This window comes from Streptomyces sp. MGP-P1 (genome assembly GCF_057766565.1).
On sequence record NZ_JBYMEM010000005.1, the window covers coordinates 941717 to 957748 of the forward strand.

14 protein-coding genes and 1 pseudogene are annotated in these 16032 nt (G+C 69.0%); 6 read left to right on the forward strand and 9 right to left on the reverse strand.

The features are described from left to right. Window positions 1–22: 22 nt before the first annotated feature. From cydB to hisC, 3 genes are all read right to left on the reverse strand, one after another. Window positions 23–1024 carry a cytochrome d ubiquinol oxidase subunit II gene (gene cydB / locus AC3CH1_RS13720; protein ID WP_488463154.1) on the reverse strand — a complete coding sequence of 334 codons (1002 nt, stop codon included), beginning with the start codon at window positions 1022–1024 and terminating at the stop codon, window positions 23–25. Between the two features lie 16 nt (window positions 1025–1040). Next, window positions 1041–2552 carry a cytochrome ubiquinol oxidase subunit I gene (locus AC3CH1_RS13725; RefSeq protein ID WP_488463155.1) on the reverse strand — a complete coding sequence of 504 codons (1512 nt, stop codon included), beginning with the start codon at window positions 2550–2552 and terminating at the stop codon, window positions 1041–1043. Between the two features lie 258 nt (window positions 2553–2810). Next, complete coding sequence (gene hisC, locus AC3CH1_RS13730; RefSeq protein WP_018957364.1) at window positions 2811–3890, reverse strand: histidinol-phosphate transaminase; 1080 nt, start codon at window positions 3888–3890, stop codon at window positions 2811–2813. 405 nt (window positions 3891–4295) lie between these two features. On the opposite strand from hisC, the gene AC3CH1_RS13735 reads away from it, so the two are divergent. The 3 genes and pseudogenes from AC3CH1_RS13735 (at window position 4296) to AC3CH1_RS13745 (ending at window position 7790) form a co-directional block, all read left to right on the forward strand. After that, window positions 4296–5408: a LacI family DNA-binding transcriptional regulator gene (locus tag AC3CH1_RS13735; RefSeq protein WP_006126041.1), complete on the forward strand. Its 1113-nt coding sequence runs from the start codon at window positions 4296–4298 to the stop codon at window positions 5406–5408. Between the two features lie 174 nt (window positions 5409–5582). Continuing rightward, the gene (locus AC3CH1_RS13740; RefSeq protein ID WP_488463156.1) at window positions 5583–6755 is read left to right on the forward strand and encodes a metallophosphoesterase; all 1173 of its coding nucleotides are present in this window, start codon (window positions 5583–5585) and stop codon (window positions 6753–6755) included. A gap of 205 nt (window positions 6756–6960) precedes the next feature. Next, a pseudogene (locus tag AC3CH1_RS13745) lies at window positions 6961–7790 on the forward strand (hypothetical protein). 80 nt (window positions 7791–7870) lie between these two features. On the opposite strand, the gene AC3CH1_RS13750 reads toward AC3CH1_RS13745, so the two are convergent. Beyond that, complete coding sequence (locus tag AC3CH1_RS13750; protein WP_488463157.1) at window positions 7871–8224, reverse strand: DUF805 domain-containing protein; 354 nt, start codon at window positions 8222–8224, stop codon at window positions 7871–7873. A gap of 300 nt (window positions 8225–8524) precedes the next feature. Further along, on the reverse strand, window positions 8525–10345 hold the full coding sequence (gene thiC, locus AC3CH1_RS13755; protein ID WP_488463158.1) for a phosphomethylpyrimidine synthase ThiC: 1821 nt from the start codon (window positions 10343–10345) through the stop codon (window positions 8525–8527). A gap of 196 nt (window positions 10346–10541) precedes the next feature. On the opposite strand from thiC, the gene AC3CH1_RS13760 reads away from it, so the two are divergent. Further along, a complete protein-coding gene (locus AC3CH1_RS13760) occupies window positions 10542–11888 on the forward strand; it encodes a YibE/F family protein (RefSeq protein WP_488463159.1) in 1347 nt (448 codons plus the stop codon). A 23-nt stretch (window positions 11889–11911) separates the two neighbouring features. Here the strand turns inward: AC3CH1_RS13760 and AC3CH1_RS13765 are convergent, their stop codons facing one another. The 4 genes from AC3CH1_RS13765 to AC3CH1_RS13780 all read right to left on the reverse strand — a co-directional run bounded on the left by AC3CH1_RS13765 (window position 11912) and on the right by AC3CH1_RS13780 (window position 14329). Further along, window positions 11912–12349 carry an SsgA family sporulation/cell division regulator gene (locus AC3CH1_RS13765; RefSeq protein WP_329157065.1) on the reverse strand — a complete coding sequence of 146 codons (438 nt, stop codon included), beginning with the start codon at window positions 12347–12349 and terminating at the stop codon, window positions 11912–11914. Window positions 12350–12450: 101 nt separating this feature from the next. Next, on the reverse strand, window positions 12451–13227 hold the full coding sequence (locus AC3CH1_RS13770; protein WP_488463160.1) for an IclR family transcriptional regulator: 777 nt from the start codon (window positions 13225–13227) through the stop codon (window positions 12451–12453). Window positions 13228–13608: 381 nt separating this feature from the next. Continuing rightward, complete coding sequence (locus AC3CH1_RS13775; protein WP_403756264.1) at window positions 13609–13821, reverse strand: DUF5326 family protein; 213 nt, start codon at window positions 13819–13821, stop codon at window positions 13609–13611. Window positions 13822–14011: 190 nt separating this feature from the next. After that, window positions 14012–14329, reverse strand: coding sequence for a cupin domain-containing protein (locus AC3CH1_RS13780; protein WP_069743704.1), 318 nt, complete (start codon window positions 14327–14329; stop codon window positions 14012–14014). Window positions 14330–14416: 87 nt separating this feature from the next. Here AC3CH1_RS13780 and AC3CH1_RS13785 point away from each other — a divergent pair, with 87 nt between their 5' ends. Further along, window positions 14417–14794 carry a phage holin family protein gene (locus AC3CH1_RS13785; RefSeq protein ID WP_488463161.1) on the forward strand — a complete coding sequence of 126 codons (378 nt, stop codon included), beginning with the start codon at window positions 14417–14419 and terminating at the stop codon, window positions 14792–14794. Between the two features lie 106 nt (window positions 14795–14900). Beyond that, a complete protein-coding gene (locus AC3CH1_RS13790) occupies window positions 14901–16025 on the forward strand; it encodes a cystathionine gamma-lyase (protein ID WP_488463162.1) in 1125 nt (374 codons plus the stop codon). Window positions 16026–16032 lie beyond the last annotated feature (7 nt).

A 16032-nucleotide genomic window follows, 5' to 3' on the forward strand; every position in this document is an offset into this window, starting at 1 on the left:
GGCCCGCGGCAGCTCACCGGAGTCAGTGCGGGTCGGCGATGTGCTGGGTGCCGATGCGCTTGCGGAAGACCCAGTAGGTCCAGCCCTGGTAGAGCAGCACGACGGGCGTGGCGATACCCGCGCACCAGGTCATGATCTTGAGCGTGTACGGGCTGGACGAGGCGTTGGTGACCGTGAGGTTCCAGGCGTCGTTCAACGAGGACGGCATGACGTTCGGGAAGAGCGTCAGGAAGAGCATCGCGACCGCCGCCGCGATCGTCACGCCCGAGAGTGCGAACGACCAGCCCTCGCGGCCCTTGGCGATGGCCCCGATCGCGGCCAGGAGCGCCACCACCGCCACGATCATGGCTCCCAGGCTCCAGGCGTCCCCGTTGTCGGCCTGGGTCCAGACCAGGAAGCCCAGGGCGAGCACCGCGGTGACCGGTCCGAGCTTCAGCGCCAGTGCGCGGGCCCGGCCCCGGATGTCGCCCGCCGTCTTGAGGCCGGCGAACACCGCCCCGTGGAAGGTGAAGAGCGTGAGGGTGACGAGGCCGCCGAGGATCGCGTACGGGTTGAGGAGGTCGAGGAAGTTGCCGACGTACTCCATGTCGGCGTCGATCTTCACGCCCCGCACGATGTTCCCGAACGCCACGCCCCACAGCACCGCGGGAATCAGGGAGGTCCAGAAGATCGCGGTCTCCCAGTTCGTCTGCCACCGCTCCTCGGGCCGCTTGGCGCGGTACTCGAAGGCGACGCCACGCACGATCAGGCAGAACAGGATGATCAGCAGCGGCAGGTAGAAGCCGGAGAAGAGCGTGGCGTACCACTCGGGGAAAGCGGCGAAGGTCGCGCCGCCGGCGCTGAGCAGCCAGACCTCGTTGCCGTCCCAGACGGGCCCGATCGTGTTGATCAGGACCCGCCGCTCCTTACGGTCGCGGGCCAGCAGTTTGGTGAGGACCCCGATGCCGAAGTCGAATCCCTCCAGGAAGAAGTAGCCGGTCCAGAGGACGGCGATGAGCACGAACCAGACGTCGTGGAGTTCCATCTCTCAGCTCCTGTGCTCAGTACGAGAAGGCCATCGGCCGGTCGGCGTCTTCTTCGTCGTGGCCGCCGATCTTGGTGGGCGGGTTGAGGTCGTCCTCGGTGAGCTCCGGGGGGCCGGCCTTGATGTACTTCACGAGCAGCTTCACCTCGATCACGGCGAGCACCGCGTACAGCAGGGTGAAGACGACCATCGAGGTGATGACCTCGCCCTGCGAGACACCGGGGGAGACCCCCGCACGGGTCTGGAGCACCCCGTAGACGACCCACGGCTGGCGGCCCATCTCGGTGAAGATCCAGCCCCAGGAGTTGGCGATCAGCGGGAAGAGCAGCGTCCAGAGCGCGACGACCCAGTAGAGCTTGGTGAGCCTCGGGCTCAGCGCCTTGTTCTTGAAGAGGACCAGATGGGGCACCTCGTCCTCACCGGTCCGTAGCGCCGGTGGGAGCAGGAACTTCCTCCGGGTCAGCCAGAGCCCCAGGAGGCCGAGGCCGAAGGAGGCCATGCCGAAGCCGATCATCCACCGGAAGCTCCAGAACGCGACCGGGATGTTGGGGCGGTAGTCGCCGGGCCCGTACTTCTCCTCCATGCTCTTGTTGATGTCGTTGATGCCGGGGACGTACGAGTTCGGGTCGTTGTTGGCGAGGAAGGAGAGCACACCGGGGACCGAGATCTCGACCGAGTTGTGGCCCTTGCTGACATCCCCGTACGCGAAGATCGAGAACGGCGCCCCGTCCTGGCCGTCCCAGAGGGCCTCGGCGGCGGCCATCTTCATCGGCTGCTGCCGGAACATGACCTTGGCGAGGCTGTCACCGCTGACGGCGGTGAGCATCCCGGCGACCACGACGGTGATCAGGCCCAGGCGCAGCGAGGTCCGCATCACCGGGATGTGCTTCTTGCGCGCCAGGTGGAACGCGGCGATGCCGACCATGAAGGCCCCGCCGACCAGGAACGCCGCCGTGATGGTGTGGAAGAACTGGGTGACCGCGGTGTCCTGGGTGAGCACCCGCCAGAAGTCGGTGAGCTCGGCGCGACCGCGCTCCTCGTTGATCCGGTAGCCAACCGGGTGCTGCATCCAGGAGTTGGCCGCCAGGATGAAGTAGGCGGAGAGGACCGTGCCGAGCGAGACCATCCAGATGCAGGCGAGGTGGATCCTCTTCGGCAGCTTGTCCCAGCCGAAGATCCACAGACCGATGAAGGTGGACTCGAAGAAGAAGGCGATCAGCGCCTCGAAGGCGAGCGGAGCGCCGAAGACGTCACCGACGAAGCGCGAGTAGTCGGACCAGTTCATGCCGAACTGGAACTCCTGGACGATGCCCGTGACGACGCCCATGGCGATGTTGATCAGGAACAGCTTGCCCCAGAACTTGGTCGCCCTGAGGTACTTCTCGTTCTCCGTCCGCACCCAGGCGGTCTGCAGGCCGGCGGTGAGCGCGGCGAGCGAGATCGTCAGGGGGACGAAGAGGAAGTGGTAGACGGTGGTGATGCCGAACTGCCATCGCGCCAGGGTCTCCGGCGCCAGAGCGAGGTCCACGTCGTCAGTCTCCTTACATCGCCGTGGTCATACCGGCACTACGCCCCTTTGATCCCCCCGATTACGGGAGAAAGCAGGGCACGCTTGTGAACGCGTTCACATTCACAAGCAATTATGGCGCACACACTTTCGGACCCTTCGCCGGGGGTACCCCTTTTCGGCCCCCGCCCCACGAAACCGGCCCCCGCCCCACGCAAAGGGGCCCCGGACCTCACGATCGAGGTCCGGGGCCACCCGGCGATACTGGCGCGTGCGGGTCTACAGCTCCGCGCGGAACGCCTCCGCCGTCTTCAGGAAGAGGTCGTTGCCCTCGTTCTCGCCGATCGAGACCCGGACGCCCTCGCCCTTGAAGGGCCGCACGACCACCCCGGCCCGCTCACAGGCCCCGGCGAAGTCGAGGGTCCGCTCACCGAGCCGCAGCCAGACGAAGTTCGCCTGCGACTCCGGCACCGTCCAGCCCTGGCGCACCAGCTCCGCGCTCACCCGGGTGCGCTCGGCGACCAGCGAGCCCACCCGGCCCAGCAGCTCGTCCTCCGCGCGGAGCGAGGCCACCGCCGCGTCCTGGGCGAGCTGGCTCACCCCGAACGGGACGGCGGTCTTGCGCAGTGCCGCGGCCACCGGCTCGTGGGCCACCGCGAAGCCGACCCGCAGCCCGGCCAGACCGTACGCCTTGGAGAAGGTCCGCAGCACCGCCACATTGGGCCGGTCCCGGTAGATCTCGATGCCGTCCGGCACCTCGGCGTCGCGGATGAACTCCTTGTACGCCTCGTCGAGCACCACCAGCACATCGCTCGGCACCCGGTCGAGGAACCGTTCCAGCTCGGCCCGGCGCACCACCGTGCCGGTGGGGTTGTTGGGATTGCAGACGAAGATCAGTCGGGTCCGGTCGGTGATCGCCTCCGCCATCGCGTCGAGGTCGTGCACCTCGCCGTCGGTCAGCGGGACCTTCACCGAGGTCGCGCCGCTGACCTGCGTGATGATCGGGTACGCCTCGAAGGACCGCCAGGCGTAGATGACCTCGTCGCCGGGTCCGGAGGTGGCCTGGAGGAGCTGCTGGGCCACCCCCACCGACCCGGTGCCGGTGGCGAGATGCGCCAGGGGCACACCGAAGCGGTCCGCCAGCTCGTTCATCAGGCCGGTGCACGCCATGTCCGGGTAGCGGTTGAAGTTGCCCGCGGCGGCGAGCGCCGACTCCAGCACCCCCGGCAGCGGCGGAAAGGGATTCTCGTTGGAGGACAGCTTGTACGCGACCGGTCCACCGGCCGCCGCCGGCTTCCCCGGCACATAGGCGGGAACGCCGTCCAGCTCGGCGCGCAGCTTGGGGCTCGTCTCGCTCACCGCAGGTCCTCCTCGACCGTCTGTTCACAGCAATACTGCACACCTTAAGAGGATTGGGCCCCGCTGCGAATGGCCCGAGCGGGAAATCGACCGCAGTGCCCGGGAATGCGGCGTCGTGCGGGGCCGACCCGAGGCCTCTCCCGGGGGGAGCGTTTCGCGTTCCGGCGCGCGCTGGTGGCTCGCGCCGTAGCGCGCGTCCCCCGAAGTGGTGAGTTGAGACCTCTTCGAGACATCGCACATACAGCAGGCTGCCGCCCTCCCGTACCTGAAACAGCTATGCAATGGCAGTCAACTCCCTTGCATTGCAAGGCTTCTGATGGCCAGTGACCTTGCAGAAACGTGCCTGTCAACGTGTGCATATGCGACCGGACCGACCACCCCTCGGAGCCCTACTATCGGCTCGCCATGACAGCAGCAGGGAAGCACCAGGTGAGCCGGACGGAGACCCCCCGGCGCAGCGGCCGGCCAGGACGGGCGGGGATCCGTGATGTGGCCGCCGCGGCCGGGGTCTCGATCACGACCGTCTCCGACGCGCTCAACGGCAAGGGCAGGCTCCCGGACGCCACCCGCCGCCATGTCCGCGAGGTCGCCGAGCGCCTGGGCTACCGCCCGTCCGCCGCGGCCCGAACCCTCCGTACGGGCAAGTCGGGCCTGATCGGCCTGACCGTGACCACGTACGGGAATGAACCTTTCACCTTCACCGAATTCGCGTACTTCGCGGAGATGGCGAGAGCCGCGACCTCCGCGGCGCTCGCCCGCGGCTACGCCCTCGTCATCCTCCCCGCCACCTCCCGGCACGACGTCTGGTCGAACGTCGCGCTCGACGGGACCGTCGTCATCGACCCCTCCGACCAGGACCCGGTCGTCACCGAACTCGTCCGCCAGGGACTGCCCGTGGTCTCGGACGGCCGCCCGGCCGGGACGCTTCCCGTCACCGCCTGGGTCGACAACGACCACCGGGCCGCCGTGCTCGACCTCCTCGACCATCTCGCCGCCGCCGGAGCCCGCCGTATCGGCCTGCTGACCGGCAACACCACCGACACGTACACCCGGTTGTCCACCACCGCCTACCTCCACTGGTGCGAACGGGTCGGCCAGGATCCCGTCTACGAGTCCTACCCTGCCCACGACCCCTGCGCGGGGGCGGTCGCCGCCGACCGGCTGCTCGCCCGCCCGGACCGCCCCGACGCGGTCTACGGGCTCTTCGACCCCAATGGGACCGACCTCCTCGCGGCGGCCCGCCGCTACGGACTGCGGGTCCCCGAGGACCTGCTGCTGGTCTGCTGCAGCGAGTCCACCGTGTACGCGGCCACCGAGCCGCCCATCACGACGCTCTCGCTGAAGCCCCGCCGCATCGGCACGGCCGTCGTCCAGCTCCTCATCGACGCCATCGAAGGGGTCGAGCACGACGGGCCGGTGGAGCAGGTCATACCGACGGAGCTCATCGTCCGGACCTCCTCGCAACGACGCCCGCCGCGCACCACGGTCAGCGCGCCACGCTCCCCCAGCGGGGACTGATCATCTCTTTTCGGACTAATCAGCCGGTGAACCGTGCGTGCGCCCGGATTCACCACCCCTGGTGCGTCACACAGATCGATCCGCATTCCTATGATGGGCGCACGACACCGCGGACCACCTCTACCAGGCAAGGCCCGTCAGGTGTACGGCGGCGCGACGGTGGTGGAGGGGTCGATGACTCAGGGGGCCGGTCAGGAACCCGTGGTGCGGACGGCGACGTTGCGTGACTTCCGGGTTCCGCCGTATGCGCAGACGCCCGTGCCACCGCAAGCGCAGGCGGCACCTCCTTCCCCGGTGCCACCGCGGGTGCCGGAACCGAACCCTCCGGCGCCCGGCGCCTCCGTGCCCCCGGCAGTGCCGCCGCGCGCTCCCGCCCCGCCCCGGCCGCCGCATCCCGGCAACGCCGTCGTGGGCGGCGACCAGCCGGAGGGCTACACCCCGACCGAGCGGGACCTCCCGGTCATCCGTCGCGGCGACACGGTCCAGGTGCGGACCGTTCCCGAGCAGCGCCCCCTGGCCGAGGACAGCCGCGGCCCGCTCTTCGTCGTCGGGGACGTCCACGGCTACCTCGACGAGCTGCTCGCCGCCCTCGGCGCGCAGGGCCTCATCGACGCCGACGGGAACTGGGCCGCGGGCAACGCCCGCCTGTGGTTCCTCGGCGACTTCACCGACCGCGGGCCCGACGGCATCGGGGTCATCGACCTCGTCATGCGACTCTCCGCCGAGGCGGCGGCGGCCGGCGGCTACTGCAAGGCCCTGATGGGCAACCACGAGCTGCTGCTGATCGGCGCCAAGCGGTTCGCCGACACCCCCGTCAACTCCGGGGCCGGCACCGCCACCTTCCAGGCCGCCTGGCTGCTCAACGGCGGCCAGAAGACCGACATGGAGCGCCTCCAGGACGTCCACCTCCAGTGGATGTCCCGGCTCGACGCGGTCGTCGAGGAGGACGGGCATCTGCTGATGCACTCCGACACGACGGCCTACCTCGACTACGGGTCCACCATCGAGGACGTCAATGACACGATCACGGCCATTCTCACGCGCAACGACGCCGACGAGTGCTGGGACCTCTTCCGCAAGCTCACCAAGCGGTTCGCCTTCCGGGACGAGGGCGGCGCCCAGGCGGTGCGCGAGCTGCTGACGACGTACGGCGGACAGCGCGTCGTCCATGGTCACAGCCCCATTCCCTACCTCCTGGGCGAGGTCGGCGCCGAGGACGGCGAGGACGGCGCGGGGCCCGTGATCAACGGCCCGCACGTGTACGCGGACGACCTCGCCATCGCCATGGACGGCGGAGTGACCATGGCCGGAAAGCTATTGGTGGTTCAACTCCCGCTGCATGACTGACCGTCGGCGGGGAAGGCGCTTCAGGTTCCGCCTGCGCCTACCTCGCCGATCGACGGACCCGTCACCGGGCCCAATTCTGGAAACACCCTGTCACCCCGTGCCGTGAGCGCTCTACCATCGGCGTATCAGTGGCAGGCTCTCCTCCGTTTCCGCCCGATCGCCCGGTCTCCACGCGGGCAGCCGGGCACCGACGGAGCATCGGGGGATGCAGATGACAAGCGCTCCGCACCTGCTGGCCGAGGACGGACCCGAGTACGAGCGGATCCTGGGCGACGCACTGCGCCACGCTCATGAACGCCCGGACCTGGAGGGCGTCGGGGACCGGCTCAACACCGAACAACTGCGCACCATGGCGCTCAGCGCCACCGCGCTGATCACCGCGGCCGCGGCCACCGAGTACGAGCACTACGTGAAGGCCCGCGGCGAACTGCGCCGCGCGGCGACCGCGGAGGGGATCGACGGGGGCACGGCCACGGACGGGCCGCAGAGCACGGCGGCCGGCTCGGGCGCCGGCATAGGCGCGGTCATCACGGTCCTGACCCCGCTGCTGGCCGGCTCCGCGGCCGTCATCTTCCTGCTCGTCGGCTATCTGCTGAAGGCGGTCGGCCCGTCGGTGACCTTCGGCGGCTCGTTGGTCGCGGCCGGGTGGTTCTTCGCCGCGGTCGCCGCCGCGGCGATCCTGGTCGCGGCCGTCGGGCTGCTCGTCACCGCGCTCCGCAACGGCGCCACGTCGCTGGCCGCCGAGAACGAGGAGCAGGATCTACCGGAAGACGTCGCACGGGCCAGGGAGGCGTGGCGCCACGCCCTGCTGGAGCGCGGCATCCTCCCGTTCCTCCGGGACGCCCTGGCCGACCCCACCGCGGGACCCGCCGCACGGACCCCGCACCGTTCGCCCAACCGCATCCCGAAGGTCGGGTACAGCAGGCCGGACTTCTCCGGCCCGGACGACGGGCCGGCGGCCGGCCCCGACCGACCTTCACCAGCCCCGATTTCACGAGCCCGGACTTCGGCGGCCCGGAGCACCGGCCGGAGTGAGGTCCGGGTACGGCGAAGGCCGGGGCGGCTGTGTGCCGCGCCCGGCCTCACGGTTCTCCGGAACGTACCGGGGCCGTCGGTCAGACGGCCGGAACCAGCTTCGGGTTGGCACCGTGCTCGTTCGTCTCCGGCTTGCCCTCCGAGGCGAGGAAGACGAGCAGGATGATGCCGCCGACCAGCGGGACGAACGAGATGAAGAACCACCAGCCCGAGCGGCCGGTGTCGTGCAGACGACGCACCATGACCGCCAGCGACGGAACGATGACCGCGGCGATGTAGAGGAAGTACGGGATCTGCGTGTCGATCGCCATGCCGAGCGCCGACAGCACCACGGCGATGATGAAGTTGAAGAGCACGAACATCCAGTACTCCTTGCGGCGCGCGCGTCCGCTGAAGCCTGCGTAGTTCTTGAGTACGTCCAGGTACCAGTTCACTGTGATTCCCTCCCCGGCCCCCGTTGCGAGGGGGCGCCAATTTCAAGCCAAGCAAGCCGGAAAGTAAGCCACAGATAAGTAAAGGGTCAAGCGCAGGTGACCTGCGGACCAAACGTACATACAGCTGCCACACGACTGTGTCCATACTGTCGCTTGACAAGGTGGCCAACCCTGCCAAAGCAGCTCGAACTGGCTGTAGTTGCTCGGTAAGCCACAGAACGCCCATACACGCCTGGCCGGATCGGGCCTCTGTCCCGCGGAGAAGCCGACCGCCGGGAAAGGCCCGGCGGTCGGCCCGTATCAGTCGGCGATGGGCAGGTAGACCCGGTTGCCGGCGGCCGCGAACTCCTTCGACTTCTCGGCCATGCCCTCCTCGATCTCCTCCTGCGAGCCACCGTGCCGGCGCCGGATGTCCTGGGAGATCTTCATCGAGCAGAACTTCGGCCCGCACATCGAGCAGAAGTGCGCCGTCTTCGCCGGTTCGGCGGGCAGCGTCTCGTCATGGAACTCCCGTGCCGTGTCCGGGTCGAGGGCCAGATTGAACTGGTCCTCCCAGCGGAACTCGAACCGCGCGTCGGAGAGGGCGTCGTCCCACTCCTGCGCACCCGGGTGCCCCTTGGCCAGGTCGGCCGCGTGGGCGGCGATCTTGTAGGTGATGACGCCCGTCTTCACGTCGTCCCGGTTCGGCAGCCCCAGGTGCTCCTTGGGCGTGACGTAGCAGAGCATCGCGGTGCCCCACCAGGCGATCATCGCGGCGCCGATGCCCGAGGTGATGTGGTCGTAGGCGGGCGCGACGTCCGTGGTCAGCGGGCCGAGCGTGTAGAACGGCGCCTCCTCGCAGATCTCCTGCTGGAGGTCGATGTTCTCCTTGATCTTGTGCATCGGGACGTGCCCGGGGCCCTCGATCATGGTCTGGACACCGAACCGCTTCGCGACCGTGTTCAGTTCGCCCAGAGTGCGCAGCTCGGCGAACTGCGCCTCGTCGTTGGCGTCCGCGATCGAGCCGGGACGCAGCCCGTCGCCCAGGGAGTAGGTGACGTCGTACGTCGCGAGGATCTCGCAGAGCTCCTCGAAGTGCTCGTAGAGGAACGACTCCTTGTGGTGGGCCAGACACCAGGCCGCCATGATCGAGCCGCCGCGCGAGACGATGCCGGTCTTGCGACGGGCCGTCAGCGGGACGTACGGCAGGCGCACACCGGCGTGCACCGTCATGTAGTCCACGCCCTGCTCGGCCTGTTCGATGACGGTGTCCTTGTAGATCTCCCAGGTCAGCTCCTCGGCCCGGCCGTCGACCTTCTCCAGCGCCTGGTAGAGCGGGACGGTGCCGATCGGCACGGGGGAGTTGCGCAGCACCCATTCACGGGTGGTGTGGATGTTGCGGCCGGTGGACAGGTCCATGACCGTGTCGGCGCCCCACTTCGTCGCCCAGGTCATCTTGTCCACCTCCTCCTCGATGGAGGAGGTGACGGCCGAGTTGCCGATGTTGGCGTTGACCTTCACCAGGAACCGCTTGCCGATGATCATCGGCTCGATCTCGGGGTGGTTGACGTTGGCCGGGAGCACCGCCCGGCCCTGGGCGATCTCCTCGCGGACGACCTCAGGCTCCACGTTCTCCCGGATCGCCACGTACTCCATCTCCGGGGTGATCTCCCCCCGTCGGGCGTACGCGAGCTGGGTGACGGGACGTCCGTCGCGGCTGCGGCGCGGCTGGCGCGGGCGGCCGGGGAAGACGGCGTCGAGGTTGCGCAGTCCGCCGCGCGGCGAGGTGTGCTTGAGCCCGTCGTCCTCGGGGCGGGCGGGCCGGCCCGCGTACTCCTCGGTGTCGCCGCGGGCGATGATCCAGTTCTCCCGCAGGGGCGCGAGGCCCCGGCGGACATCGGTGTCGATGGAGGGATCTGTGTACGGCCCGGACGTGTCGTACAGCGTCACGTCCTCGCCGTTGGTGAGGTGCACCTGTCGAACCGGCACCAGGAGGTCCGGGCGCGAGCCCTGGACGTACCCCTTGTGCCAGCCGATGGACTTCCCGGCCTCGTCGTTCGGCGTCCCGTCGCCCGGCGTCGTGCCGTTCGGCGTTCCGTCGTTCTGTTTCGAGGCAGGCGTGCGTGCGTCCGCTGTGGTCATGAGACCTACTCCCTACGCCGGCATTACCCGGTAACAGGTTCGGCGGTCGGCGCAGCGTTTCCCGTACGGATGTACGGCGATCAGCGCCCTCTCAGCCCGGTGCTCCGAGCTCCCGCGTGTGCAAAGGTGCCTCCACGCTAGCGTCCTTTCCGGCGAGCTGACCAGAGGGCCCTCGTGTTCTTGCGATGATCGCCCCGTGACCTCCCCCCAAAGCGACCCCGCTCCCCAGCCGCCCCAGGGCCACACCCACGGCCACACACACAGCCACGGGCCGGCCGCTCCGGTCTCCCGGCACCTGCGCAAGGTGATCGCCGCCGTGCTGATCCCGTTCGCGACGGCGGTCGTCGTCGGCCTGATCGCGTTCTGGCCCGGAGGCGCGCCCGACCACGAGCGCACCGGCGTCGGATTCGACCGGCAGACCCAGGACGGCAAGGTCGTCCAGGTCGTGAAGGTCGACTGCGCGGACGTCAACGCCGCGCAGGTGCCCCCGACCGGCGACACCTCCACGCCCTCGGGCCGCGAGGCCGTCAACGAGCAGGAGGGGGAGTGCGCGAAGGCCACCATCGAGGTGACCAGCGGTGACGACAAGGGCCGGAAGTTCGTCGAGGTGGTCCAGCCGGACGCCCCCCGACAGCTGAAGGAGGGGCAGGGCGTGGTCGTCGCGTACGCCCCCGACGCGCCGCGCGACCTCCAGTACTCGGTGACCGACGTGAACCGGAAGGTCCCCATGGCGGTGCTGGCCGGGATCTTCGCGCTGGCGGTGGTCCTGGTGGGCAGGATGCGCGGGGTGATGGCGCTGGTGGCGCTGGTCGTGTCGTTCGCCGTACTGACCCTGTTCATCCTCCCGGCGATCCTGCAGGGCTCGAACCCGCTGGTCGTGGCGGTGATCGGGGCCAGCGCGATCATGCTGGCGGCCCTCTATCTGTGCCACGGGGTCACGGCCCGTACCTCGGTCGCGGTCGTCGGCACGCTGATCTCGCTGCTGCTGATCGGGCTGCTGGGCTCCCTGTTCATCGGCTGGGCGAGCCTGAGCGGCAACACCGACGACAACACCGGCCTCATCCACGGCCTCTACCCGGACATCGATATGAGCGGTCTGTTGCTGGCCGGTGTCATCATCGGTTCGCTCGGGGTGCTCGACGATGTGACGGTCACCCAGACCTCGGCCGTCTGGGAACTTCACCAAGCGGACCCGCGGATGGGTTGGAAGGGTCTGTACCGGGCAGGTATCCGTATCGGAAGGGACCACATCGCCTCGGTGGTCAACACCCTGGTGCTGGCGTACGCGGGCGCGGCGCTGCCGCTGCTGCTGCTCTTCTCCATCGCCCAGAGCAGCGTGGGGACGGTGGCCAACAGCGAGCTGGTCGCCGAGGAGATCGTCCGCACGCTGGTCGGATCGATCGGCCTGGTCGCCTCGGTGCCGGTGACCACGGTGCTCGCCGCGCTGGTCGTCTCCGCGGACCGTCCGGGATCCGGCGGCGCACAGGCGGCTACGGCCGCACCCGCGCGGACGGGTCGGGGCCGTCGTCGTAAGGCGGGGTGACCGGGCATCGGGGGCACGCGCGGTCAGCCCGCGTTCTGCTCCTCGGCGAGGATGCGGCCGAGCGCGTCCTCCAGATTCCCGTCGAAGTCACCCAGAGTGTGCTCCTGGCCGAGCGGCACGAGCTTGTCCGTCCGATCGAGGAACGCCACCAGCGGCGCCGTCCCCGCCCGGAACAGCGCACGGTCCGCGCCGACCTGAAGGCGGATGTGCACATCGGCGAGGCCCTCGGGCTCGGTCGGGCCGATGTGCACATCTCCGTCGCCGCTCGGGCTGTTGAGCCCGTCCAGCAGCAGTTCACGGCCGAACGCCCAGGTCACAGGGGCATCGCCGGGAAGGTGGAACGTCATCCGGATGGCGTACGGATCGCCGACCTCGTACCGGAGCTCCACCGGAATACGAAAAGAGAGCTCCTCGGAGACGAGGAAGCTCATCATGACCTCTGCTTGAACCGACTCGCGCATCGTTCAACCCCGCAGTAGATGAATCTGGCCAGGAATGATCCCCCATGGCCCTATTGACGCCATCGTGGTGCACGCGATAGCAGATCACAAGGAGTGATTTTTCAGATACTGATAGAGAACACGAACGAACGCAAGAGGCTGGCGACTTCGCCACGTAGTTGTTCGACTGCGGGCAGCAACCGATCTTCCCGGTCCAGGGGTACGGAAATGGCCATCGCCGCAATGGTGGCACCGGCCGTGACGGGAATCGCGGCGCACACGGTCCCCAGTGCGTACTCCTGGCGTTCGATGACCGGTTCACCTCGACGGAGGGTGCGCAGCCGTTCCAGAAGTGTGGCGCGATCTCGCACTGAGTAACGGGTGAGAGGGCGCACGGGGTGTCGGTCGAGGTGGTCCTCGCGGGCTCGCTCGTCGAGTTGGGAGAGCAGACACTGGCCGATGGCGTGCGCGTGGGCGGTTTCCCGGAACGAGGCCCACTCCTCCACGGCCGGGGTGTCGGGGGCGTCCGCGACCGCGATGAGGTCGATCTCGCCGTCGCAGTAGACGGCGCAGTACACCGGGGCTCCGATGACGTCCCGCCAGCGGCCGAGGGAGTCGGCTACGGAGGCGGGGCGCGGGCGGCTCCGGACCCCGGGGGCGAGGGTCAGGTTCTCGGCGGCCGCGCCGAAGAGGAAGACGCCGTTCTCGCGGCGGAGATAGCCCTCATGGGTCAGGGTGCGCAGCAAGTGGTACGCGGTCGGGAGCGGAAGCCCCGCCTCACGTGCCAGTTGCTTGGCGGGCGCCCCGTCCCGATGGGTGCCCACAGCCTCCAGCAGCCTCAACGCCCGCTGAACCGAACCGATCAACGTCGGCACAGCGGTGCTAGATGCCGTGGTCAAGGGCCACCCCCAGGCATGGTGACGGGCCGTCGGCCCTCCCGTGGGGGCCGCCCCCACGGGCCTGCCGCGATCCCGAGGACCGGGGATCCGGCCCGTGACCGGCGAGGACCGGTCCGGGCGCCGACGATCGAAGGCCAACGACCGGACTGTCGTACCCAGGACCGATCAGGTGATCGATATGGTGACGGAAGGTCACATTCCGGATGGCGGCAGTGGTTTGTCACTGTATCGGCCGCCTGTGGCAGACGGGTGGTTTCCTCCGGGACTTAGCTCTGCTGGGCTAATCTCCCGCCCGGCGCTGACCTCACCCCGTCCTGCGGGCCCGGGACGAAGGGGCCGGAAGGAGCGGACCGCCCCCCATGGCGACCCGCGTTCCGTGTACTACCAGTCACCACGCGAGGACGACGACGACGTGAACTTGCGGACGACGAAGATCAGCCCGCCGACCACGACGACGAAGACCAGCGCCTTGAAGAGCAGGCTGATCACGAAGCCGACGACGCTGGCGATCAACCCGCCGAACACGAAGATCGCAATGACGGGCACCGCGATCCACTTCACCCACCAGGGCATTCCCGCGAATATCTCCCGCACGGCCATCGCCTCTACCTCGTCTCTCTGAGTCCTTGCCTCGATGCTAGAGGCGCGAAGGCCTCCCGCGGGGGGCGGGCAGCCCTTGAAGACCCCTGATCGAGCCCCTAGGGACCCCGGGTACGGGCGCAGCGGATCCCCGGGGACGAGCGCATCGGATCCCCGGGGAAGCTGGACTCTCGGGCGCCGGGAATCAGCCCTCGGGCGGCGAGAAGACGACCATCACCCGCAGATCCTCGGTGATGTGGTGGAACTTGTGGGCCACGCCCGCGGGCACGTAGACGACGCTCCCCCTGCCGACCTGCGTCGTCTCCGTCCCCACCGTGATCGATGCCCGCCCGCTGACGACGAAGTAGACCTCGTCCTGCTGGTGCGGCTGCTGCGGATCGAGCTCTCCCGCGTCCAGCGCGTACAGGCCGACCGACATATTGCGTTCCCGCACGAACTGCAGGTAGGCACCGTCGTTGGCGGCCCGCTCCGCCTCGAGTTCGTCCAGTCTGAATGCCTTCATGGCCCGTCCCGCCCCTTGTACCCACGCTGTCGGCTGTGCCCGCGCTGCCGGTGTCCACCACCGATCATGTCTGCCACGATCAGACACATGAAGAATTTCGTAGTCAAGACGATCGCCAACGCGGGTGCGCTGGCCGTCGCCATCTGGCTCATCGGCGACATCACGCTGGAGGGGGGCAGTACGGGGCGCAAGGCCCTCACCCTGATCCTGGTCGCGCTGATCTTCGGCTTGGTGAACTTCCTGGTGAAGCCGGTGGTCCAGCTCCTGACGTTCCCGTTGTTCATCCTGACGCTGGGGTTGATCACCCTGGTGGTCAACGCCCTGATGCTGATGCTGACCTCCTGGCTGGCCGGCGTGTTCGATCTCAGCTTCCACGTCGAGGGCTTCTGGACGGCGGTGCTCGGCGGACTGATCATCTCGGTCGTGTCCTGGGCGCTCAACGTCGTCCTGCCCGACGAGAACTGATTCCGGTACTCGGTATTCCGGACATCCGGGGAAGGCCGCTCCCAGGGTCTCTGGAAGAGTGCGGGGGACACCGGTCCACCACCGGGAGAACAGCGAAGGAGCAGGCATGAGCACCATGGGCGACGGAACGCGCGCGGTACGCGCCGGGCTTCCCGAACCGGAGCAGTTCGGCCCCACCCTCCCCGGCCCCGTCTTCGCCGCGCACTTCCACCTCTCCGGCGAACCGGTGGGTCCTTACACCTACGGCCGAGAGACGAACCCGACCTGGACCCACCTGGAGCGGGCCATCGGTGAGCTGGAGGCTCCCGGTGAGGATGTGGGCACCACCGTGTTCGCCTCCGGCATGGCGGCGATCACCGCGGTGCTGCTCTCCCAGGTCCGTTCGGGCGACGCCGTGGTCCTGCCCGACGACGGCTACCAGGCACTGCCGCTCGTACGGGAGCAACTGGAGGCGTACGGGGTCGAGGTCCGGACCGCGCCGACCGGCGGCGACGCCCAGCTGGCGCTGCTGGCCGGGGCGAAGCTGCTCTGGATCGAGAGCCCGTCCAACCCGGGCCTGGACGTCTGCGACATCCGGCGACTGGTCGAGGCCGCGCACGCGGCGGGTGCGCTGGTCGCCGTCGACAACACCCTGGCCACCCCGATCGGCCAGCGTCCGCTGGAGCTGGGCGCCGATTTCTCGGTCGCGAGCGACACCAAGGGCATGACCGGGCACGGCGACATCCTGCTCGGCCATGTGACCTGCCGCGATCCCCGGCTGACGGCGGACGTACGGCGCTGGCGCAAGGTCGTCGGGGCGATTCCGGGGCCGATGGAGGCCTGGCTGGCGCATCGTTCGCTGGCCACCCTCCACCTGCGCATCGACCGGCAGTGCACCACCGCCCTCGCTCTCGCCGAGGCGCTGACGAAGCGTGCGGAGGTCACCGGGCTGCGGTATCCGGGACTGCCCACCGACCCGTCACACGTCGTCGCGGGGCGCCAGATGCGGCGTTTCGGATCCGTGGTGTCCTTCGAGCTGGCCGACCGGGAGACCGCGGAGCGCTTCCTGTCCGCGCTGCGCCTGGTCGACGACGCGACGAGCTTCGGCGGCGTCCGGTCCACCGCGGAGCGCCGGGGCCGCTGGGGCGGCGACGCCGTCGCGGAGGGCTTCATCCGCTTCTCGGTCGGCGCCGAGGACCCCGAGGACCTGCTTGCCGACGTCGAACAGGCGCTGAACACGGCGGTCCGGTAGGCCGGGG